The organism is Streptomyces sp. NPDC044704 (assembly GCF_056433525.1).
In genome coordinates this window covers 1-19,615 of sequence record NZ_JBWKGY010000031.1, presented here as the reverse complement: position 1 = coordinate 19,615, position 19,615 = coordinate 1, and the positions used below count along the sequence as shown (strand labels likewise).

24 protein-coding genes are annotated in these 19,615 nt (G+C 69.4%); 5 read left to right on the top strand and 19 right to left on the bottom strand.

Annotated elements, in window-relative coordinates; all coding sequences use genetic code 11:
* Nucleotides 1-41: 41 nt before the first annotated feature.
* The 10 genes from AC07B0_RS38030 to AC07B0_RS37985 form a co-directional block, all read right to left on the bottom strand.
* Nucleotides 42-395, bottom strand: a complete 354-nt coding sequence (locus tag AC07B0_RS38030) for a carbonic anhydrase (protein ID WP_469382406.1) — start codon at nt 393-395, stop codon at nt 42-44.
* On the bottom strand, nt 392-1,060 hold the full coding sequence (locus AC07B0_RS38025; protein WP_469382405.1) for a DsbA family protein: 669 nt from the start codon (nt 1,058-1,060) through the stop codon (nt 392-394). The genes AC07B0_RS38030 and AC07B0_RS38025 overlap by 4 nt, the downstream gene beginning before the upstream one ends.
* Nucleotides 1,061-1,251: 191 nt before the next feature.
* Complete coding sequence (locus AC07B0_RS38020; protein ID WP_469382445.1) at nt 1,252-1,410, bottom strand: cytochrome c oxidase assembly protein; 159 nt, start codon at nt 1,408-1,410, stop codon at nt 1,252-1,254.
* A complete protein-coding gene (locus AC07B0_RS38015) occupies nt 1,410-1,898 on the bottom strand; it encodes a copper resistance CopC family protein (RefSeq protein ID WP_469382404.1) in 489 nt (162 codons plus the stop codon). The genes AC07B0_RS38020 and AC07B0_RS38015 overlap by 1 nt, the downstream gene beginning before the upstream one ends.
* An 84-nt stretch (nt 1,899-1,982) precedes the next feature.
* Complete coding sequence (locus tag AC07B0_RS38010; protein WP_469382403.1) at nt 1,983-2,657, bottom strand: hypothetical protein; 675 nt, start codon at nt 2,655-2,657, stop codon at nt 1,983-1,985.
* Between the two features lie 200 nt (nt 2,658-2,857).
* Nucleotides 2,858-3,682, bottom strand: a complete 825-nt coding sequence (locus AC07B0_RS38005; RefSeq protein WP_469382402.1) for a CbtA family protein — start codon at nt 3,680-3,682, stop codon at nt 2,858-2,860.
* Nucleotides 3,683-3,702: 20 nt separating this feature from the next.
* Complete coding sequence (locus AC07B0_RS38000) at nt 3,703-3,927, bottom strand: CbtB domain-containing protein (RefSeq protein ID WP_341622146.1); 225 nt, start codon at nt 3,925-3,927, stop codon at nt 3,703-3,705.
* Nucleotides 3,928-4,472: 545 nt separating this feature from the next.
* Entirely contained in the window at nt 4,473-6,386 is a 1,914-nt protein-coding gene (locus AC07B0_RS37995) for a copper resistance CopC/CopD family protein (RefSeq protein WP_478900292.1), read from the bottom strand.
* Between the two features lie 309 nt (nt 6,387-6,695).
* Nucleotides 6,696-7,226 (bottom strand): hypothetical protein, encoded by a 531-nt coding sequence (locus tag AC07B0_RS37990; protein WP_469382400.1) that lies wholly within the window; start codon nt 7,224-7,226, stop codon nt 6,696-6,698.
* A gap of 17 nt (nt 7,227-7,243) precedes the next feature.
* The gene (locus tag AC07B0_RS37985; protein WP_469382399.1) at nt 7,244-7,501 is read right to left on the bottom strand and encodes a hypothetical protein; all 258 of its coding nucleotides are present in this window, start codon (nt 7,499-7,501) and stop codon (nt 7,244-7,246) included.
* 95 nt (nt 7,502-7,596) lie between these two features.
* Here AC07B0_RS37985 and AC07B0_RS37980 point away from each other — a divergent pair, with 95 nt between their 5' ends.
* The 3 genes from AC07B0_RS37980 (at nt 7,597) to AC07B0_RS37970 (ending at nt 10,321) form a co-directional block, all read left to right on the top strand.
* Nucleotides 7,597-8,241 carry a hypothetical protein gene (locus AC07B0_RS37980; protein WP_469382398.1) on the top strand — a complete coding sequence of 215 codons (645 nt, stop codon included), beginning with the start codon at nt 7,597-7,599 and terminating at the stop codon, nt 8,239-8,241.
* Between the two features lie 488 nt (nt 8,242-8,729).
* Nucleotides 8,730-9,278, top strand: coding sequence for an EF-hand domain-containing protein (locus AC07B0_RS37975; RefSeq protein ID WP_356878365.1), 549 nt, complete (start codon nt 8,730-8,732; stop codon nt 9,276-9,278).
* Nucleotides 9,272-10,321: a terpene synthase family protein gene (locus AC07B0_RS37970; protein WP_469382397.1), complete on the top strand. Its 1,050-nt coding sequence runs from the start codon at nt 9,272-9,274 to the stop codon at nt 10,319-10,321. Before AC07B0_RS37975 ends, AC07B0_RS37970 begins: the two co-directional genes overlap by 7 nt.
* A gap of 38 nt (nt 10,322-10,359) precedes the next feature.
* On the opposite strand, the gene AC07B0_RS37965 is transcribed toward AC07B0_RS37970, so the two are convergent.
* From AC07B0_RS37965 to AC07B0_RS37950, 4 genes are all read right to left on the bottom strand, one after another.
* Nucleotides 10,360-10,575, bottom strand: a complete 216-nt coding sequence (locus AC07B0_RS37965) for a hypothetical protein (protein ID WP_469382396.1) — start codon at nt 10,573-10,575, stop codon at nt 10,360-10,362.
* Between the two features lie 618 nt (nt 10,576-11,193).
* On the bottom strand, nt 11,194-11,424 hold the full coding sequence (locus tag AC07B0_RS37960) for a DUF5133 domain-containing protein (protein ID WP_356878368.1): 231 nt from the start codon (nt 11,422-11,424) through the stop codon (nt 11,194-11,196).
* A gap of 455 nt (nt 11,425-11,879) precedes the next feature.
* Complete coding sequence (locus AC07B0_RS37955) at nt 11,880-12,344, bottom strand: hypothetical protein (protein WP_469382395.1); 465 nt, start codon at nt 12,342-12,344, stop codon at nt 11,880-11,882.
* The gene (locus tag AC07B0_RS37950) at nt 12,341-12,523 is read right to left on the bottom strand and encodes a DUF3693 domain-containing protein (protein WP_469382394.1); all 183 of its coding nucleotides are present in this window, start codon (nt 12,521-12,523) and stop codon (nt 12,341-12,343) included. Before AC07B0_RS37950 ends, AC07B0_RS37955 begins: the two co-directional genes overlap by 4 nt.
* 487 nt (nt 12,524-13,010) lie before the next feature.
* Between AC07B0_RS37950 and AC07B0_RS37945 the strand changes: the two genes are divergently transcribed.
* A complete protein-coding gene (locus tag AC07B0_RS37945; RefSeq protein ID WP_356878409.1) occupies nt 13,011-13,565 on the top strand; it encodes a GNAT family N-acetyltransferase in 555 nt (184 codons plus the stop codon).
* A gap of 146 nt (nt 13,566-13,711) precedes the next feature.
* On the opposite strand, the gene AC07B0_RS37940 is transcribed toward AC07B0_RS37945, so the two are convergent.
* From AC07B0_RS37940 to AC07B0_RS37925, 4 genes are all read right to left on the bottom strand, one after another.
* The gene (locus AC07B0_RS37940; RefSeq protein ID WP_469382393.1) at nt 13,712-14,572 is read right to left on the bottom strand and encodes a hypothetical protein; all 861 of its coding nucleotides are present in this window, start codon (nt 14,570-14,572) and stop codon (nt 13,712-13,714) included.
* Complete coding sequence (locus AC07B0_RS37935; RefSeq protein WP_469382392.1) at nt 14,569-15,096, bottom strand: SigE family RNA polymerase sigma factor; 528 nt, start codon at nt 15,094-15,096, stop codon at nt 14,569-14,571. The genes AC07B0_RS37940 and AC07B0_RS37935 overlap by 4 nt, the downstream gene beginning before the upstream one ends.
* A gap of 150 nt (nt 15,097-15,246) precedes the next feature.
* Nucleotides 15,247-16,434, bottom strand: coding sequence for a right-handed parallel beta-helix repeat-containing protein (locus AC07B0_RS37930; RefSeq protein WP_469382391.1), 1,188 nt, complete (start codon nt 16,432-16,434; stop codon nt 15,247-15,249).
* A 547-nt stretch (nt 16,435-16,981) separates the two neighbouring features.
* The gene (locus AC07B0_RS37925; RefSeq protein WP_356878373.1) at nt 16,982-17,539 is read right to left on the bottom strand and encodes a TetR/AcrR family transcriptional regulator; all 558 of its coding nucleotides are present in this window, start codon (nt 17,537-17,539) and stop codon (nt 16,982-16,984) included.
* A gap of 93 nt (nt 17,540-17,632) precedes the next feature.
* On the opposite strand from AC07B0_RS37925, the gene AC07B0_RS37920 reads away from it, so the two are divergent.
* Complete coding sequence (locus tag AC07B0_RS37920; protein ID WP_469382390.1) at nt 17,633-18,235, top strand: DUF2867 domain-containing protein; 603 nt, start codon at nt 17,633-17,635, stop codon at nt 18,233-18,235.
* Here the strand turns inward: AC07B0_RS37920 and AC07B0_RS37915 are convergent.
* Nucleotides 18,232-19,142 (bottom strand): IS5 family transposase gene (locus tag AC07B0_RS37915; RefSeq protein WP_469382389.1). Its coding sequence is split into 2 segments (ribosomal slippage): nt 18,232-18,794 and nt 18,794-19,142, totalling 912 coding nucleotides; the frame shifts between segments, so codons are not numbered across the junction. The two genes, AC07B0_RS37920 and AC07B0_RS37915, sit on opposite strands and share 4 nt — an antisense overlap.
* Nucleotides 19,143-19,615 lie beyond the last annotated feature (473 nt).

Genomic DNA, 19,615 nt, shown 5'->3' with positions numbered 1-19,615 from the left:
TCCTCGCTCGTACGGGGTGGTGTCGGTGGCGGGGTAGTGGGTCACAGGGGCAGGAAGGCGCCGACGTCGGGCCGGAAGCGAAGCGTGGCCCTGGTCCCCGGCTCGTGGTACCAGGCGTGCAGGCGGAGGGTGCCGTCCGCGACGCGGGGCGCCATGCAGGCGTAGTCGCTCAGCACGTCCAGCTGCCGCAGCGCATGGCTGTGGCCTGGCGGCAGTGAAGTCGCCGGCAGCTCGGGCGCCAGCCGGGCGTCGGAGCAGGCAACGACCATCACCCGGGGGTGCCGGCCGTCCGACAGGTCGGTCAGTTCGGTCCTCAGTGCGGAAACGCGGTCCGGGTAGCCGCGAGCCTCACTGGTCCTGCGGGCCAGTTCCGGCCCCTCCTTGGCCCCTGTCATGTGGCCAGCCGTTCGTCGATCAGCGCCTTGAACGCCTCGTACGTGCGGGGCGTCTGGATGCGCTCGCCGTCGAGGAAGAAAGTGGGAGTGCCCTGCACGTTCAGGCCCATGCCGTCCCGCTGGTCGGCCTTGACCCGTTCCTCGGTCGCCGGGTCCTTCACTGCCGCGTCGTACTTGTTCATGTCGAGGCCGAGTTGCTCGGCATAGGTACGGAAGAGGTCCGCCTGGGAGTTCTGGAGCTCTCCCCATTCCTTCTGGGTGGCGAACATCTTCTTGTACATGTCCTCGAACTTGCCCTGCTGGGCCGCGGCCTCGACGGCGACGGCCGCGGTCCGGCTGTTGCGGTGGCCGGGCATCGGGAAGTAGCGGGCCACGAAGGTGACCCGGTCGCCGTACTCCTCGCGAAGCCGCTCGACCGTCGGGTGGACGGCTCCGCAGGCCTCGCACTCGAAGTCGAGGAACTCGACGAGGGTCATCTCGCTGCGCTGCGGATCGGTCAACCGGTGACTGTCCTCGCGTACGGCCCGCGCCTCGCCCGCGGCGGGCAGGGGCGGAGCCGCTGTGGCCGAGTCGTCCGGCTTCACCAGCAGAAACGTCCCGAAGGCGGCGGCCAGCACGGCGACAATGGCAGCGAGGGCCAGCAGGTTCTTCTTGAATTTCGTCATGATTTCCTCTACGTGGTCCGGTCTTCGGCCGTGTCGGCCCGGCGGGCGGGCTGGGCTGTCGGCCGCTGCGGGCGGCGGTCGCGGGTGAGGAGACTCGCCAGGTACGCGTTGTAGGCGGCCAGCGGGTCGCCGGAATCGCCGCGGTCGATGTGCCGGTCGACCCGGCGGGCCTCACGGCGGTCGGAGCGGACCTACTGCACGGCCAGGGTGATCGTGGTGATCAGGGCAGGGATGTCGCCGGTGGCCCAGGCGATCGCACCGCCGTTGTACTGGTCCTGGGCCAGGTCCGGCCCCCAGGTGCGGCCCACCGCCTCCCACCGGCCGACGCCGATGATGCCGGTGGAGCTCATCACGGACAAGCCGCGGCACCGGCCTCGGCAGACGCCTTCGGCGAAGACGGCGTGCGACTCGACGGCGCCGCCGGGGCCGCCGGGGCCGCCGGGGCCGCCGCCCGAACGGTGAAGCTGCAGGAGCCGGACACGGGATGGCCGTCGGCCGAGACCACCCGGTAGCCGACGGTGTACCTGCCCGACGGCAGGGCCGGCTTCATGGCGAGGGAGGTGCTCTTGCCCTCGACCCATGGCTCCCCGGCACCCGCCGGGGTTCCGTCCGGTGCGGTCAGAGCGACCTTGGCGTACTCCTGCGACATGTCGTCGCTGAAGGTCAGCCCGATGCTTGCGGGCAGGGCGTCCAGGGTCGTGCCGTCGGCCGGCGTGCTGGAGGTCAGGTCGGTGTGTGCCGACGCGGTCGGAGCGGCAGCCCACAGGAGGGCTGCGCTCAGGGGTACGGCCAGGGTGCGGGCCGCCGCACGGGCGGCACGCCGAGAAAAGGAGTGCATGAAAAGGGAGAGGTCTCTCTGTGCTCCCCGGACCAGCCGGAGCAGGACACGCCGCCGCCCGCGGACGGCCTCTCCCCTCGGCCGCTAGGCCAGGCAGAAACCTCCACCGGACGACAGCCCGGTCGTCGGGAGAGGGGCACGCCACAGGACGGCGTGCCCGGACCTCGGCGGTGCGCGTCCGGCGTGCAGCCGGACCACGATCGCGGACGGCGGCATCGCGCCCGGCTCCAGATCCCGCAAGGCCGCCTTCGGCCCGTTGCCTGCGGGCAGGGGCGGCCAGACGAACATCAGCAGGGCGCGCAGCGCCTCAAGGACCGGTCCGCCGCGCCACAGCAGCCGTTCGGTGAGCCCGAACAAGTGCGCGGCGAGTACCAGCATGGCCAGGTGCCCGGCGAAGAAGACCTCCGGCGGGACACCCGCCGCGGAGGCGTGTTCGACCAGGGCCATGGGTTCCCGCGAACCGCCTACGGCCGCGCAGGCTCCCGGCAGCGAGTACGCCGCGTGGTAGGCCAACTGGGCACCGGCCAACGCTGCCATGAGCTGGGTGTCGGAGAGTTTGCGCCGGGTCAGCAGCACCGCACTGGGTACGGCGATCGCGGCCATGCCCAGCAGCAGCGCCCACCGGGGCATGTGCCCCTGCGCGAGCAGGTGCCCCGCCAACGGCAGCAATACGCACAACGCCGCCAGGGCGCCGGCCCGCAAACCGCGCACCACTCCGCGGGCCGGCGAAGGCGGCCACGGTACGAGGGTGGCGGACATGGGCTGCTGCGCTTTCGGGAGACGTTCCAGGGCGGGCCCGTGACTCGCAAGGAGCCTGAGGACCTCCCGCAGGGTATCCCGGTGCCCTGCTGTCGTCGCAGCCGGATCCGATTCCGCCCTGCGAGCCCGGGACACGACGGTCCCGGATACGAAGGAGGGGTCCACCGGCTTCAGCTGGTGGACCCCTCCTTCCGCTTCGCTCAGGCCGCGGATGCGGCCGCTCGCTCCGCCGCCGGACTGTCGTCCGACGCGGCGTCCCGGGACCCCAGGACCCGCGCTGCCAGCGCCCCGAAGATCAGGCCGAAGGCCACCCACAGCACTGCCTGGACGGTCAGGGAGGCCATCCTGAACTCCCACAGCAGTGCGGCCGGGAAGCTCTCCCGGACCGCGTCGCCGTTGGTTGGGAGGAAGACGAACGCGAGCGTGACGGCTGCGGCGAAGCCGAGGCCGGCCACGACCGTGGCGTTCCAGTTGCCCAGGCGCGGCGCCAGGCGCCGGCCCGCGATCACCGCTCCCAGTCCGAGCAGGACGCTCAGCAGGATCATCAGGAAGAACAAGGTGGTGCGCTTGCCGATGGTGTCGGGATTGCCGACGGCCGGCGGGGTCGCCGGGTACTTGAGGAACGGCACCAGGTAGACGGTGGTGAAGACCCCGGCCGCGGTGAGGGCGGCGGTCGCCCGAGGGCTGAACCTCCCGATCCGGTTGAGGGCGAAGCTGAAGGCCAGCGAGGCGATGCCGCCGAGCGCGACGCCGTAGACGAGCGTCCCGGTGGCCAGGCCGAACGTCGACTGGACCGGTCGGCTCACGAGCTCTTCTTCCTCTTCCGCCGGAGCAGGAGCCGCGGCGGCGTCGCCACCGTGCTGACCATGCCCGGCGGCAGGCGCGGCCTCCGCCTCCTCCAACGCGATGGAGGAACGGACCGACGGCTCGCCCAGGACGTAGGCGACGGCGAACGCCATCAATCCGGCCAGGAGGCCCGCGATCATTCCGCGGACGAGAAGCCTTCTTACGGTTGCTGCATGCATGAGATCGGTTCCCTACGAGGTCAGTGGCAGGGGAAACCGAGCAGGTGACGACCGTCGTGCACCCATTCGTGCACCCCCTCGCCGGCGAAGACGGCGGTGGCACCCTGCTCGGCGCCGACGAAGTAGAGGGCGACGATCATCAGCAGACCGACGAACACGGCCCAGGGCAGCACGGCGCGGACCGGCAGCGGGGCGTCGGAACCCAGGGCGGGGGCAACAGGAGCGGAAACGGTGGACTGAGCCATGGCGGCAAGACCTCCCTGGGAACAGCGCGTCCCAATACGGTGGAGCTCGGACGACGGCCCTCGGGTCTGACTCACCGGCATCGACCGCTCCGAAAAGGCGTCGGGTCCGGCTATACAGTGGCGCGACCGTGCCGGAATCTCACCGGACTTCCGTCGTGCCGTCGTTGTTGTCGCAGCGAAACGTACCGTGCACATGCCACCCCGCCAAGTGCTCTCACCTGCTGAGATCACCGTCACAGCGGCCTCATGCGCCACTCCAGCACCTATCGCGCAGCGTTTGAACAGCTCATGAGGCCAGACAGGGGGCGCTCGGAGCGCTCGGGTTAGGGCCGATGGCTGCGCTCTCGGCGGATGCCTCGGCGTTGGGCTGGGCGTTGGGCTGGGCGTCCCCGGCGCAGCCGGCGATCAGCAGCGCGCAGGCGGCGGCCAGCGCCAGCGGCATCGGTGCGCGACGGCGCCGCGTACCGGCGTCGCGGGTGGGTACCGCGTGGGACGGTCTGGCAGCGGTCGACGTTCCCTCCCTGGGACGTTTCAGGCAGGGGCCATTACCTCGATACCGGCGTGATGCGGACGGACTCGCGCACGGTCACCTGGTCGATGTCAGTGGTACGCACCGTGATGTTCAGGGTCCACTCACCGGGCATGGGCAGCCGCAGGTCATAGGTGGCCCAGTACCCCTTCTGGTCCTTGAGCTTGGCGTCGAGCGGGCCGATCCCGAGGGCCTCCTGGGTGAGGGTGAGGCGGAGTTCCGGGACTGCGGCGAGGCCGCCGTCCGCGGTGAAGACGACGGCTTCGACCGTGTTCTCTCCGACCTGCCCCGGCGCCAACGTGATCTGCACCGCGCCGCGGTGATCGGCCTGGCCCATGTCGAAGGGGACCGTGACCACCTTCACCCGCGGTTCCTCGACGGAGGTCGCCGAGGCCCTCTCGTCGGCGGCGCGGCTGGGCTGGGTGCCGGTGAGCAGGGTGGTGATCGCCAGGACCATGACACCGAGTACGGCTTCGGCAGTCACCAGGCGACGCAGGCTCCGCCGGCCGGTGTCGCCCTCAGGGACGGACGGCTCGGCTTCGTCGCTCAGCCCTTCCCCGGCCGACCCAGCGGACAGGTTGTCGGAGCGGCTTCCCACCGGTGAGGTGGCAGCCCCGACCGTTTGGGCGAGCGGCATCCGCTCGGAGGCGGGCACCGTCATCACCTCCTTCGCCGACAACAACGCCTCGTGCACGAGGCGGGCGGTCCAGCGGCGGGAGAAGGAGGCGACGCACAGCACCAGGACCACAGCGGCGACCTTCACTACGAGGGTCCTGCCGTACGCCGTGGTCGACAGCGCTTCCCAGGAGCCGACCTGCCGCCAGGACTGGTACACCCCGGTGCCGACCAGGACCACGACGGCGCGAAAGGCCAGCGTCGAGAAGCGGCCGATTGCGGACGCCGGGATGTCCCGGCTGCCGTGTCCTCGGCGCCGCAGGAGGAGCAGCAGGGTGAGCAGGCCGCCCAGCCAGACCCCCATGGCCAACAAGTGCAGTACGGATACCGGCATGGCCAGTGCCACCTGGAGGCCGGCGGAGGCGTGTTCGGCCGCGGCCCATGTGACCGCCAGGGCCACGGCGAGCGACAAGCCGGCCAGGCGGACGCGGACCCCCAGGTCCCGCGACGATCCGTCACCGGCAGCTTCGCGCTGTGGGACCAGCCGCCGGAGGTACACCGCGGTGGCGGCCAGGAGCACGAGCCGTGCGATGAGGGCGACGCCGGACTTACCGCTGGCGGTCCGGACCAGCTGAGCCGGATCGAACGCCGAAGTCACCGCGCCAGCAGTCTCGTAGGGGGCGCGCAACAGGAACATGGCCACCGTGGACGCCGTCATTGCCACCCACCCCGCTGCCAGCAGGACGCGTACCGGACGCGTGGCGCCTGCGGCAGGCCAGCACAGCAGGACGAACCCGGCAGCCCCGACGAGGAGGGCCAGGCCGCTGTAGGCGACGTAGCGGAAGACGCCGTACAGGCGGCCGACCGCTGTGTCGTCCGGTGAGTCGCTCGCCACCACGGCGGCGGTCTCGGACGGCTTGCCGATGGAGAAGACGAAGGCGCCGGAGATCGGATGCCCGTCGGCGGAGACCACGCGCCATGCCACCGTGTAGGTGCCCTGGGGCAGCTTGCCGGTCAGCTCCACCCGTGCGGTGTTCTCCTTGCCGTCCACGTGCTGCGCGGGGCGGGGATTGACCCGCTCGTTCTCCGGCGACAGCACTCTGAGTGAGTCTTCGGCGAAGCTGACCGACTCGGTGAACGTGAGCGTGACGTGCCTGGGTTCCGTCTTGAGGACGCTACCGTCGCCAGGGTCTGAGCCGCTCAGGCTGGCATGTGCGGATGCCGCGCCAGCCCCGCTGAGGAGCAGTGCGAACGTGGCGGCAACCAGCGCCAGGATGGTCAATGACCTCCTCGCAGAAAATGATCCACTGGGCATGAAGGCACGGTCTCCGGCGGCAGTCGTCAACGGCGGCACCACCGCCCGGAAATCCCTTCGGCGATGGAGAGTTGTGGACGATAGTGCGGCTGAGGAAGAGACCGAGCTGTTCTAGCAACTTCGGCTAAAGACAGCGCAGAGGGTGCAACTCGGGTCACTTTCCCTGTATGGCTACGAGGCCGCGGGCTGTCCCATCTGGAGACGGGTTCCTCTTCCGCGACTCAAGCCGTGACTGACTGACCCCCACCCCAGGTGGGGCCAGCGCGGGAGCAGGGAACACAACATCGTTCCAGCAGAGCATCACGCGCTCTATTCGTCGTCCTCGTCGTCCGGCTCGGACTCCCTGACGAACCAGAGGTTGAGGATGTACCTCTCCGCGTTGGGGCTCTGTCTCCACGCTGCACCGATCCGTTCCGAGCTCCACTCTTCTTGGGCCGAGCGCTGAAGGCAAGTGTTGTAGTAGGCGGCCGTGGCTCGGCGTCCGCTCCAGGCTGCGTGCCCCTCGTAGACGCCCGGTCGTGGCAGGTCCATCACCCCTGCAGGCCCGAAGGTGAGCTGGTTGACCACGAGCTGGCCGGTCTCAGACTCCAAGGACAGCGGGACCGTGCCCTCACCGTCTTCCGGGGTCTTCTGGGGGCTGTCCCAGATCCTGATGGTGACCTCTACCTCGATGTCCGGCTGGAGGCTGTGCAGGTAGAGGTGGTAGCCGTTTCCGGCGATCACCTGTGTCCTTGAACGGTCCAAGGCCTCCTCGTCACCGGGGTAGGCGTCGCTGTCGTATACCTCGACGATCCCGCGATCCGGCCGGGCGTACGTGCTGTATTCGGCGATGAGGGGCACGAGGACTCCGTCGCTACTCAGGGGGTGATCTTCACGTAGAACGCGTCCCCGTCGAGGATGCGGTTCAGCGTGAGCGTTTCATTGAGCCTAGGGCCGCCGGTTTCGCCGTCGGTTCCGTCGATGAGCCTTGCCGAGAAGCGGTTTCCTGGGGCCGCGGCGCCTTCCTTCTCCGCGTACTGCGCCGAGATTTCGTCCCACCTTCGGGCCAGGATGGCCGGAGCGGCACCAAGATCGGTGCGCTGCTTGTCACCAAGGGTGTGCCGGGAACGGGTCACTGCAACGGAACGTCGCGTTCTGTCCGATCAACCTTCGCTGTCGGTTTGTTGATCGATACAGTGAGAGGTGATTGTCGCCTCGGGGAGGGGAGCTGATGGGTCTCACAGACGAATATCAAGCTTTGGCGCGTGGGGCGCTGTTGGTTGCGGAGTCTGCCGAGGACGCCTACCGGCTGGGCGCCCTTGACCGCTTCCTCAAGCCATGGATCCGGGACAGACTTCACTCACTGGGCGGCCTGCTCAACAGTTGCGACACCAGACGTCAACTGGCAGAGGACACAAGAGCCTTGGCCCAGACAGCCGCAGAGTACTCGGAACTGCGGGAGCAACTCTTTTCCGACGTTCACCACACGCGCCCCGAGCCGCCCTGGCGGATCGTGGGACAGAAGACGATGGCGATCCGGGCGCAGTCCAAAGTGCTGCTGCGACAGCCGACGTTCGTCCTGCGGCGCCTGGATGCCGGCTCGGACGTCCTCGGCGCGGCAACATGGGACTTCACGGTGATCGCGAATCCGTCTGCCCCAGCAGACGAGGGCACGTCGTTCGTCGTCATGGTGTCGACCGGCGACCACACCGGCGGAGTACCCGTTCAGGTGTCCAAGGAGCTTGAGAGCGAACGAGCGTGGTACCAGCAACTGGAGTACGGCTTCTATGCCCTGGGAATCACGCCGTTTCTCACCGCGATTTACGACCCTGATCGTCACCGGAAGCAGGCGACCGATGACGGCTACGGCGGCTGACTCGTCAGGCGTCGAAAATGTGCGGAGTCTGGGATGTTGTCCGGCCCGCGGCCACGGTATCCCGTGGCCATCGGGTCGGACGTAGCGGTTCTGCACCGGGTTGTCAGTTGCCCGCGATGTGGGCTTCGAGGTCGGCGAACCGCCGGTCCTGGAAGGCGGCCGATCCCCTTGGTCCACTACGGGGGTGGGTAACCGGGGCTCGGGTCGCCTGCCGCGCCACCCTGCACCAGAAAGGCCGCCGTCTCCCGGGAGGAGTGGTCGCGTCGCCCGTCGGCGAGTGGGCGATGCCCGTGTCGAACCCAGGTCAGCGTTCTGCCCCTTCCTTAATGACCTGTTCAGGTTGACCCTCCTGAGCACCAGGAGCGGCCGCCTCACTGTGCCTGACTACCCGATGTCGGGTGAGGGGACCCGTAACGGGGTGTTGGGGGCGGTCGTTCTTTTGGCGGATGACCCTGAGGACGACTTCGTCCCTTTGACAGGAGTAGCACATGGCCACCGATCTGCAGGTCCGTAAGATCAACAACTCTTTTCAGCACATCGATGTGGACAACAGCGGCTATGCCGCGCTTGAGGACATGCAGGGCCTCGGTGCCCGGCTGCTCACCGGTCTGGGCGTCTCACCGGCCTCTGAACGGGGACGCGCGGTGCTGGACTCCTTCGACACCTTCTGGGACGGCCTGCTCGCCGTGGCCGATGAGAACAAGGACGGCCGGCTCTCCAGGGACGAGTTCGAGCGCTCCATGATCGTGAACTTCGTGGACGGCGACCGGTTCGACGCCCTCTTCGAGCCGGCTGCGCGCGCGGTGGTGACGGCCCTGGATCTGGATGGTGACGGCCAGGTCGACCAGCAGGAATTCAAGGTGTTCCAGGATGCCTTCGGCCGCACCGAGGCACACGCCGCGACCGCGTTCGCCAAGCTCGACCGCGACGGCGACGGACAGCTCACCGTCACCGAACTGCTGACTGCGACCCGGGAGTACTACACCTCCGCCGACCCCGACGCCGTGGGCAACTTCCTCTTCGGCGAACCTTGCTGACCTACGCGAGCCCCCAGGCGGCGCTGGTCGCGCAGGTCCCCGCACTCCGCGGAAGCTGCCGCCTGCACCCGGACACCGAGCGGGCCGGCCACCTGGCGCGCGCCTGGGCACGGGAAGTGGGCCTGGCCGCCGACGACGCGGGCGAACACCGCCTGCGCGGCATCGGCGGCCACCGCCTGGCCGGCCGGATGTTCAGCGAGCTGAGCTTCGGACAGCTGGCCCTACTCACCCGCTGGTGCACCTGGATCGGCCTGCTCGACGACCACTGGGACGAACGGATGCGCCCCGCGAGCGCCCGGGAGGTGGACGACACCTTCAACAGCTTCATCCACTGCACCGAGCACGACGGAGAGCTTGCCTCGCGCGCGCCCCTCGTGAAGGCCTTCGACGAGCTCTGGCGCGCCACGGCGCCGCCGATGAGCCCAGCCTGGCGCGGCCGGTTTCGCGCTGGTCTGGAGAACACCCGCAAAGCCACCCTCTGGGAACTCGAAACGCGGCAGGCCGGCCTTCCCGCCTCGCTCGCCGCGTATCCGGCCCACCGCCGGGCCACCTTCGCCACGTTCATCTACGAGGTCGGCGAGGCCATCCTGGGGACCGAGCTTCCCCATGCCCTGGCGACCGCGCAGGCCTGGACCGACGTCGCGGACGCGGCCAACGACGCCGCCGCCTGGTGCAACGACCTCGTCTCACTGGCCAGGGAACAGCAGGCCGGCAGCCTCACCAACCATGTCCTGGTCGCCGAGCACGAACTCGGGCTCTCGCGCGCCGAGGCCATCGACTGGGTCATCCACCGGACCGCCGAGCGGATGAACGACCTGCACCTAGCGGCCCGGGCCCTGTCGCCCCTGTACTCCCGGCTGGCGCTGACCCCCGCCACGGCCCGCGCCGCCAGCAAAGTCGCCTGCGCCTACCTGCTCGTGCCCCACGCCAACCTGGAATGGATGACCGAAGCAGGCCGCTACCACGCAGCCCCACACGGCACCGGGACCCCGCACTACGGGGAAGAAGCATGCTCCAGCGACACATCAGGCCAGCAAGCCTGACCTCCTCTGCGGCCAGGAGGCAAACGTCCCCGGAAGTGTCACGCCTCCGGGGCGAGTTCTACAGTGACAGTTCTGATCATCGGCGGCACGGCTTCCTCGGGACCGAGCTCGTCCAGCAGGACGCATTCGACGCCCTCGCCGCGGATACGGGCCGGACCTGCCGACGGGGAGGCGACGAGACCCCTCAGTGCCCGGTGCCCGGAGGCGTTCTCCACCGTGACCGGGCCGGCTCCCAGCCCGATGACGACGATCACGGCGGGCTGCCAGCACCCGCATGTCCAGCCCGCTGCCCGTAAGTTCCCGGGACCCGGCCATCCGTACACCGTCGAGAGAGGTTCCGCCCAGAGGGCGGGCGACCTCCCAGCCGTCGTCAGCAGTGCGCTCCGGGGGTGTGTCCCCCGCGTCGTCTCTGGGGTCGACGACAGGACGGTCCGGACCAGGTCAGGTCCGGTCCTACGCCCAGCTCGCTCTCAGCACAGGGCAGGGCGCTTTGCCGGCCCGCTGCCCCCAGGGGAACGTACGCCCGGCCATCCACCGGACGCACCCAAAAAACCGGCAGCACCCAGCAAAAAGGCCCGACCTCCAGAAGGAGGCCGGGCCTTGACTGAGCGCTGGGCAGGCCTTGCACCTGCATTCCCCCACGGGAAGTGGGGTGTCTTTCCTTGGACCACCAACGCCAGACCCGGCAACCGTTGTTCACGGCCGCGAGCTCAAGATCCAATATACAACAGCGACTGGCCGTGCCGGCACCGGCTCTGCCGGCGAAGTGCCCCCGCTGACCACCTAACCGGACCGGAAGTTCCGCGGGCGGTATCCCCCGCTCCACAGCGCGCCTCTTTGAGGGCGAGGGCAGCGGATGGGCTCTCAGCCGTTCAGTGAGAGGCGAGCAGGGAGTCGTCGAGGACGCCGGCCCCGGGGAGCTGATGACGCGCGGCGATCAAGGCGGCGTGGATGTCGATGGTGCCGGTGGCCACACACAGGGCCCTCTCGACGTCCGCAAGCTCCCGGCCCACCGGTGAGCCGTCTTCCGCGGCGTCGAGTACGGCCAGCGCCCAGTAGCGTTCGACGAGACCAGGGAGCACCGCCGGGTGAGCCATCAGCATGAGCAGTACCTTTCGCCAACAGGATCATCAGGTCACCGCCGCCTACCCGGCCGATCACCGTTGAACCCCCTCCGCCCGCCCGTATCTCCACCCGGTAGCCGTCACCGGCCTTGCGACGCGTCCGTGCCCCGACGGGCCGGTCTCCGCTTCGCGGGCCCGGCGTGGCCCCACCCGCCGTCATGTCACGCAGCGCTCGGGACAGTTCCCTCCCGAACGTCGCTCCGCCTCCGCGGCAAGGACATCGACCAGGCGCCGAAGGTGTGGCCGCCAGTTCGGATCGCTCGGGCGGGCATCCGCGAAGGCACGGGGCGCGGACGCGGCCCCTGGCATCCCGCAGGAATCGGGAGGCCAGGGGCTGGGGGCGGTCCGGTCGTGCCCCAGAGCGCCCTGGGTTCCGGCCCTGACCCGCGTACCCGTGCCGTCACGGACTGCCCCTCACAGGGAGGTCAGCGGTTTCAGGGGGCGTTGAACCCAAGCTCCTGACGGTTGCTGTTCCTGGCCTGAGGGCTGTTGATGTTGCTGTTCGTGCTGATGTTGTTGAAGAACGGGAGGACGCCGTTGAGGTTGACGGGCAGGATCGAGCCACCGCCCCCGTTGCCGTTGTCATCGTCGTCGCAGTCACCGCCCGTGATGGTCGTAGGGTCGCTGTACGAGTCCGCCGGGCTGCCTCCGCCTGAGACGGTGACCGTATTGGTGACCGTGCAGGGGGCGTCGGCCGCGACGTTGACCGTCAGTTCGATGATGGGGTAGGACTCGAACGGGCCCACCACGCTGCTGTTGGTGCACGTGATCGACGTCGTGGAGAGATCACAGTCCCAGGAGGCCTCCGAAAGCGTGCCCTGCACGGTGAGGCCCTGCGGGAGGGTGTCCGTGAGGGTCACCGTTCCCGTCGTCGGGTCAGAGGTGGAGCGGTTGCTCACCTGGAAGCGGTACACCCCGGTTTCCCCCTGGCGAAGCCGCCCGTGTGGAACTTCGCCACGTCGAGCACGGGCGCGGCGTGCGCCGGTGTCGCGCCCGCGACGAAGGGCAGCGCGACGCCGGTACCGATCACCGTGGCCAGGGAGGCCATCCGCCGGCCCAGCCGATTCCACATGCTCATGATCATTCTCCTGTTGTGTGGGGTACCGCGCAGCCCGGCCCGCCGTCTGAGGCCAGGGCGCCAGGAACGCTGGGACTGCAGACACAACGTTTCACCTGCGAAACGGTGAACACGATGAACGCCCAGATCGCCCGATCGCCCCCACAAAGCCCTCGCATGCAAGAGAAACCCGCCCCTGCCCACACGCCTCGAAGTGCTGCCGACACTCATCGACACAACAGGGGCCACTTCTACCGGCACCTGCTTTGCCGGCGAGGTGCCGTCCCCTGACGCCGTGGAACTTGCCAAGGACAGCACCCGCTCTTTCCCCTACCTCGCCGCCGGCGCCTACTGGTTCAACGACGACACCGCCGACAGCCAGTACGGCCCCAACAGCGGCATCCACACCTGACCAGCGCGGCTGCCGAGGGTCCCGGACCTCCAGGGCGTGGATCGAAAGTGCCTGGTGATGATGGCGGAGACCCAGTTCGTGATCCAAAATGATTGGATGGTCACGCTTGAAACTCCCCGATTGATCCTGCGTCGCTGGCGCGAAGAGGACGTTGCGCCCATGGCTGCCGTCAATGCCGACCCCGAGGTCATGCGGTGGATCCGTGACGGCAGCGTCCGTGACGAGCAGCAGACTCGCCGCGGGATCCAGGCGTGGGAGAGCGAGTGGGAGTCACGGGGCTTCGGCCTGTTCGCCGTGGAGATCCGGTCCACTGGCGAGCTGGCCGGGTTCACCGGCCTTTCGGTGCCCGAGTTCTTGCCGGAAGTACTGCCGGCGGTGGAGGTCGGCTGGCGGCTGGGACGTTCCCACTGGGGGCAGGGCTTGGCCACCGAGGCCGCTGCGGCCGCTGTCCGGTTCGGGTTCGAAGAGCGAGGGCTGGAGCGGATCGTCAGCATCACTCAAGTGGGCAACGACGCCTCCGAACGGATCATGACCAAACTGGGGATGCATCCGGTTCGTGAGACCGTCAATCCCACAGGAGGCCGGCGAGTTCGCGTGTTCGAGTTGTCGTCGGACCAGTACGTCACAACCAGCGGAGCTGCGGGCGCGTGAACAGCGCATCCACGCGGGCAGCGGGATTGATCGGGTCGACGACGTTCTTCCGGACTTGACGCTGAGCCGGAACTCAGGCCGGTTTGATGCGGTCTTCGCCACCGCTGCGGGGACCGAGGCGCCCCCAACACCCCCCACCCCCGCCGTCACGTGGTGCGGGCGAAGTCACCCCCCACCCTGAAGGTTGACCGGGCGGCGCCGGCGGTGGCCTCGTACCGGTCGGCCACCGCGTTGCGGCCGCTCGTCGTGTGGTCGTACTGGCCGGCGAACACGTGGGTTCCCGCAGGCACCGTACGGCCGGCCTTGAGCTCCCAGCGGTAAACCAGCGTGCCGCTCTGTTCGTGTACGGAGAAGGTGAAGTCGGCCCCGGGCAGGGTCTGCCACGAGCCGCTGCTCTTGACGCCGCCCGTTTGCGCCACCCGCAGTTCGACGGTGAGCGCGGTGAGCGGCTGTCGGGTCTTGAGGGTGACGTTGCTCTGCGACCAGTGGGTCCTGCTGCCCGGGTCGACGGAGCCGTCGGCCCACAGCGGACCGTCCTCCGTCCGTCCTCCGCCGGAGGGCAGGGACGGTGAAGGCGCGCCGGTCGTGGCGGGTGGGGCGGTGCGGCCCGGGTCGGGATCCGGTGTGGGGGCGGGTGGGGTGGGCGTGGGTACGGGTGTGTGGCCCGGCTCGCCCGGAGTGCTTCGGTCCGGCTGCGGATGCGGGGTCGCCTGCCCGAACGTACCGGGACCGGGGTCGGCCGGTAGCGGGGCCGCGCCCGTGTCGTGCCGCGGCACCGTGTCCTGGACGGCCTCGGCCGTGACGTAGCCGGCGACCAGCAGGGCACCGGCCGCGGCCATCGTGGCGAGCGTGACCCGGGACCAGGGCGCCGCCGCCGTCCGGCGGCGCCGGTACGGTCGCGCGAGGCCGGGGCCGGCCGTACCGCGTTGCACCCGGGCCAGTATCCGGGCGCGGTCGGGCTGGTGTGACTCGGCCGCCTTCCGCAGCTGTTCGCCCAAGTCGGTCATCGCTGAACCCTTTCCAGGAGTGCGCCCGCGTCTCGTGCCGCCAGCAGTCGTTCCAGCTCCGTCATGCCCTTGGACGTCTGGCTCTTGACGGTACCGACCGATATGCCCAGGGCCAGGGCCGTGTCCTTCTCGGACAGGTCGAAGGCGTGCCGCAGGACGACGCACGCCCGCTTGCGGAAGGGCAGCCGGGCCAGGGCCTGGCGCACGTCCACCACCACCGCCACGTCCGGGTCGTGCACGCGCTCGGCACGCACGGACCAGAACAGTGCGACGCGACGGCGCTCACGGACCGCGGCACGGATGCGGGCGCGTGCCAGGTTGGCGACGACACCGCGGGCATAGGCGACCGGGTGCTCGGCCGACCGCAGCCGGTCCCACCGGTGCCAGAGCGCGACCAGCGCGTCAGCGGCGAGATCGTCGGCGGCGTCCGCTTCGCCGGTCAGGAGGTGGGCGAGCCGGGCGAGTTCGGCGTAGTGCCGCTCGAAGAAGGCGTGGAACTCCTCGGACGCGTCCTCTGCGAGCATGTGCGGGGTTGCCTCTCACTGTGCTGTGGCCACCCGTGACCGAGTGCCGAGCCGGGCTGGTCCGGGCCGTGCGGGCCGTGTGTGTGATCCGGCACGTCGTCCCGCGATTCTCGCGTCGGCACGCCGCGGTGCGGGGGCCTGTGCCGGGTCTCACTTCATCGCCGCGCCGATGTCTTCGGTCCCGGTGGTGAGGAAGGTGGTCTCCGGAAGGGATCCGTCGGCCTTGCGCGGGCCGTAGGCCGTTGTCGCGTCGATGCTGCGCAGGAAGGAGCGCCCGTCCGGGAAGGGGCCGCCCTCGCCCTTGGCGTCCCAGCTGTTCGCGGCGCTCACGGCGCGGTGCCCCAGCTTGGCCGTGCCCCCGGCGTTCTGCGCGGCGAGGTTCCGGGACAGGCGCGAGGGCGAGGAGGCGAAGAAGAATCCGTCCGCGTGGTTGGCGTACGCCGTGTTGCGGTGCAGGATCAGAGCCCCCGGGTTGCTGTTCTCGGTGAACCCGTGGAGCCGGTTGTTCCAGGCGGCGTTGCCGGTGACGACGTGCGCGGCGCTCGCACCGCCCCCGCCCAGCTTGAAGCCGTTGCCGTTGCCCTCGAAGGCAGGGTCGTTCCAACGGTTCTCCCCGTTACCGTACGCCCAGCTGTTCTCGATCCGTACCGGACTGGCCCACTGCCACAGGTCGAGGCCGTCGTCGGCGTTGTTCCACAGCCGGGCGCCGACGACCTTGTTGTTCGTGCCCGACCCGAACTTGATGGCCAGGCCGTCCGCGTTCTGGCCGTGGGTCCTGGGGTCGTAGTTGTCGTGGGAGTCCAGGTTCTGGATGAGGTTGTCGTTGGTGCCGTCACCGCGCAGGGTGAATCCGGAGTCGCCGTTGCCGTGGGTCCGCAGGTTCTTGAAGACCCCGCCGACGGAGGAGGTCAGCACCACCCCGTGCGAGGGTGAGTTCCGGAACGTCAGGTTCGACAGCGTCCAGTGGTCGCCGCCTATCGCCACCAGCCACTCTCGCGCGGGGAGCTTGGAGCCGTCGACCGTCGCCTTCTCCGTGCCGTGGGCGGTGACGGTGATCCGCCGCGTCGGGGTTCCGTCGGCCTGGCTCTTGAGCGTGCGCGTGGGAAGGTACGTGCCTCCACGCAGCTGGATCGTGGTCCCGGGCCCCGCCTCGGCGAAGGCCCGCTCCAGGGCGGCGGTCGTGGAGACGACCACCGGCCGCGCACTCCCGGCCGCGGCGGCCTCTCCCCCACCGGGCGCGACGGCCAGGTACACCCCGCCGGCACCGGCCGTCAGGGCGAGAACTGCCGCGACCGGGAGCGTACGGGTCCTGCGGTGGCGTCCTGCACTGGTTGTCATCGTGAGGGATCCTCTGCGCGTATCGGGAAGGCCGGCGCCCCTCAAGGGGCCGTTTACCCGTGCAGTTGCCGCCGACGACCGAAAGGTTGCCGTCCCGGCAGACATTTTTCCGCCGTCCACCGTTCCGCCGCTCACCTTTCCGTCGGGTACCGGCACGGCGGCCGGAGCCGGCGTGCGGCCGCGGGGGGGGCGGGCAGGTCGCCAGTTCCGGCCGTTCCTTGGTGCGTACGGCGGGCAGCCACGTCGCGGGGGCGTGGAGCCGGCCGGGAGGCGCACGCGGACCTGCGGTTCGGGATGGATTCCGACGAGGTGAAGGGGCCGCCCTGGCGTCACCGGCGGCCTCCGCAGCCGCCGCGACACCTCCACGAACGAGTTCCCCGCCGCGCGCTCAAGCACGATCCGCGGCCGCTGGGCCAAGGCCTGGACCGTCGTACGACGGCGTAACCAGCCCGCCAGTACCGCCCGCTGGGCATCGGTCGCCGACAACGGAGGAATCCTTGGACCCGGACGGCTCGTACCCAAACCAACGGCAAACCGACTCAGGTCACTAGCGCAGCAGTCGGTCCCGGGTCAGTTCCATCACCTCGGCCCGGCTGCGGGTGCCGTGGTCCGCGGCGATGAAGTACTCGCCGATCCGCAGCGAGAAGGCGAACATGCAGCGGATCTCCACCTCGTCCTCGTCAGGGCAGAATGCGCTGAACAGAGAACGCAGGTAGTCCATACGGCGGTTGTCGACGCGTCGCAGCCGCTCCGCGACGGACGCGTCACGCCGGGCCCAGTCACGGATCGCCAGCTCGGCCGCCACGCCCATCGTCGGCCCTTCGGCGGACGAGGCGATCGTGAACAACCGCTCCAGCTTGGCCCTGGGCTCGCCACCCTCGCTCTCAACCTGTTCGATCACGGCTTCGGCCACCGCGCGCTCCCAGGTGTCGAGCATCTCGTCGAGCAGCGCGTCCCGGTTGCGGAAGTACCCGTAGAAGCCGCCTTTGCTGACCCCTAGGGCCTGCGCCAGCGGTTCGATCCGGACAGCCTCCGGGCCACCGGCGGCAAGCGCACGCAGGCCCTCCTCGATCCACTTGCCGCGCGGTGTGCGGGTCACGCCCACGATGTGCTCCTCCCTCACGCCCATTTTTCTATACGGCACCGTATAGAAGGGTGCTAGTCTTCTATACGGCATCGTATAGATAGGGGCTTGCTCGTGAGACTTCCGATTTCCGCGCACACCTCCCGCCCATGGCGGATCCACGAGATCACCCGCGACTTCCGCATCGAGGACGTCTGGCAGCTGCCCACGCCAGGCGGCCCCGATGATCTCCCCCTGCTCGTCGCCCAGTTCACGAGCGGAAAGGGGGACCCCGTGCCCTCTCCTGTGGGGCGGGCGCTCTTCGCGATCCGCTGGAAGCTCGGCGCCCTGCTCGGCTGGGACGAACCCTCCAGCGGTCTCGACGGCCGAGTGCCGACCCTGCGCGACCGCCTCCCCGCGGACCTACGCGAGGGCCCGCGGGGACCGGACGCCAAGTCCGTTCCGTTCACCTCCGTCTTCTTGACGCACGACGAGTGGGCGGCAGAGATGGCCAACCGGACCATGCACGGGGTGATGCACATCGGCTGGGTCCCGGACGGGGCCGGCGGCCACCGCGGGCAGATGGCGGTGCTGGTGAAACCGAACGGGCGACTCGGCGCCCTGTACATGCTGGGGATCAAGCCGTTCCGCTACCTCGGCGTCTACCCGACGCTGATCCGCAGTATCGGCCGCGAGTGGCAGGCGGGCGCCGCCGCACGCGAGCGTGGCGCCGCCTAGAGGGTGTCTGACAAAGAATCTTGGTTGGGTTCGCGGAGCCAGAGGATGAGTGCGGCAAGGTGGACTCCGGCCTTGTAGCGGGCGGCGAGTTTGTCGAAGCGGGTGGCGATCGCGCGGAACTGCTTGAGGCGGTTGAAGCAGCGTTCGACCACGTTGCGGGCCTTGTAGAGCTCGAGGTCGAAGGCTGGCGGCCTGCCGCCGGCCTTTCCTCGCCGCAGCCGGTTGGCCTTCTGGTCCGCCCGCTCCGGGATCGCCGCCCGGATGCCTCTGCTCCGCAGAGACTGACGGATTGCCCGAGACGAGTACGCCTTGTCCGCGATCACCGCGTCCGGCCTGCGGCGGGGGCGCCCGGCGCCGGTCCGGGGAACCCTCAGCTCGTCCATGACCGTGTCGAAGACGGTGGAGTCGTTGACGTTGCCGGGCGTGACAACGACAGCCAGGGGCAGGCCACGCCCGTCGCAGGCAAGGTGGAGCTTGGTGGTCAGCCCGCCGCGGGACCGGCCGAGCGCCTGGCCCACCGACGCGCATGCCGGATCTTCCAGTTCGTCCCCCGCAGTCGCCCCTTTTTGCGGGCGCCGCCAGCGTGCTGGTGGGCTCGGTCGATTGTGGAGTCGACTGACACGGTCCACTCCACGGCTCCGACGGAGTCGTCACGGACCCGAGCCTGTTCGAGCAGACGGGCCCAGGTTCCGTCCACTTCCCAGCGGGCGAACCGTTCATAGGCCGTCTGCCAGGGCCCGTAGCGTTCCGGCAGGTCACGTCGCGGAGCACTGGTCCGCAACCGCCACAGCACCCCGTTGATCACCTGCCGGTGATCACACCAAGGACGACCACGCCCATCCATCTGCGACAGCAGGGGCTCTGTTCGCTCCCACGCCGCATCCGTCAACTCACCTCGACCTGCCACAAGATCAATGATCAGAGTGCTCGTGCTCGGGCGCCCGCGCGGGGTCCGTCACGAAACGGCTCAGCCGGTAGGTGGTCGGCAGCCCCAGGCGTCCGCACAGCGTGTCGATCCGGATCATCGACCCGTCGGCTCCTGCCTCCTGAAGGCGGCGCAAACGCGTACGCATCTCTGCTTGGTCCAGAGTCTCAACAACAAGTTCCCACTGTCCCGCGTCCGGCGCGGTACGAGCAGCAAGCCGCTGCCGCGTGTCCTCTTGCCGCCGCCTTCTTTTCCCCTGTCCTGGCACCCGCCCAGAATCACTGGCCGGGCGCCAGGCTGACAAGGCAATTGGGTCGAGCGCGCACATCCCAACTCGGTGATCATTTGTCAGACAGGACCTAGGCACTGTCTTCAAAGGGTTCTGATGGGGGATCATGTGCCGCATGGTGCGTCGTCATGAACTGTCGGATCTGGAGTGGGAAGCGTTGTCCGCG

Excerpts from the sequence above, each read along its gene's own strand:
- AC07B0_RS37945 (WP_356878409.1), top strand. The coding sequence starts at position 13,011 with ATGGTCACGCTTGAAACTCCCCGATTGATCCTGCGTCGCTGGCGCGAA.
- AC07B0_RS37995 (WP_478900292.1), bottom strand. The coding sequence starts at position 6,386 with ATGCCCAGTGGATCATTTTCTGCGAGGAGGTCATTGACCATCCTGGCG.
- AC07B0_RS37930 (WP_469382391.1), bottom strand. The coding sequence starts at position 16,434 with ATGACAACCAGTGCAGGACGCCACCGCAGGACCCGTACGCTCCCGGTC.
- AC07B0_RS37950 (WP_469382394.1), bottom strand. The coding sequence starts at position 12,523 with ATGAGCATGTGGAATCGGCTGGGCCGGCGGATGGCCTCCCTGGCCACG.
- AC07B0_RS37935 (WP_469382392.1), bottom strand. The coding sequence starts at position 15,096 with ATGCTCGCAGAGGACGCGTCCGAGGAGTTCCACGCCTTCTTCGAGCGG.
- AC07B0_RS38020 (WP_469382445.1), bottom strand. The coding sequence starts at position 1,410 with ATGAGCTCCACCGGCATCATCGGCGTCGGCCGGTGGGAGGCGGTGGGC.
- AC07B0_RS37940 (WP_469382393.1), bottom strand. The coding sequence starts at position 14,572 with ATGACCGACTTGGGCGAACAGCTGCGGAAGGCGGCCGAGTCACACCAG.
- AC07B0_RS37975 (WP_356878365.1), top strand. The coding sequence starts at position 8,730 with ATGGCCACCGATCTGCAGGTCCGTAAGATCAACAACTCTTTTCAGCAC.
- AC07B0_RS38030 (WP_469382406.1), bottom strand. The coding sequence starts at position 395 with ATGACAGGGGCCAAGGAGGGGCCGGAACTGGCCCGCAGGACCAGTGAG.
- AC07B0_RS38010 (WP_469382403.1), bottom strand. The coding sequence starts at position 2,657 with ATGTCCGCCACCCTCGTACCGTGGCCGCCTTCGCCGGCCCGCGGAGTG.
- AC07B0_RS38000 (WP_341622146.1), bottom strand. The coding sequence starts at position 3,927 with ATGGCTCAGTCCACCGTTTCCGCTCCTGTTGCCCCCGCCCTGGGTTCC.
- AC07B0_RS38005 (WP_469382402.1), bottom strand. The coding sequence starts at position 3,682 with ATGCATGCAGCAACCGTAAGAAGGCTTCTCGTCCGCGGAATGATCGCG.
- AC07B0_RS37980 (WP_469382398.1), top strand. The coding sequence starts at position 7,597 with ATGGGTCTCACAGACGAATATCAAGCTTTGGCGCGTGGGGCGCTGTTG.
- AC07B0_RS37960 (WP_356878368.1), bottom strand. The coding sequence starts at position 11,424 with ATGCTGATGGCTCACCCGGCGGTGCTCCCTGGTCTCGTCGAACGCTAC.
- AC07B0_RS38015 (WP_469382404.1), bottom strand. The coding sequence starts at position 1,898 with ATGCACTCCTTTTCTCGGCGTGCCGCCCGTGCGGCGGCCCGCACCCTG.
- AC07B0_RS38025 (WP_469382405.1), bottom strand. The coding sequence starts at position 1,060 with ATGACGAAATTCAAGAAGAACCTGCTGGCCCTCGCTGCCATTGTCGCC.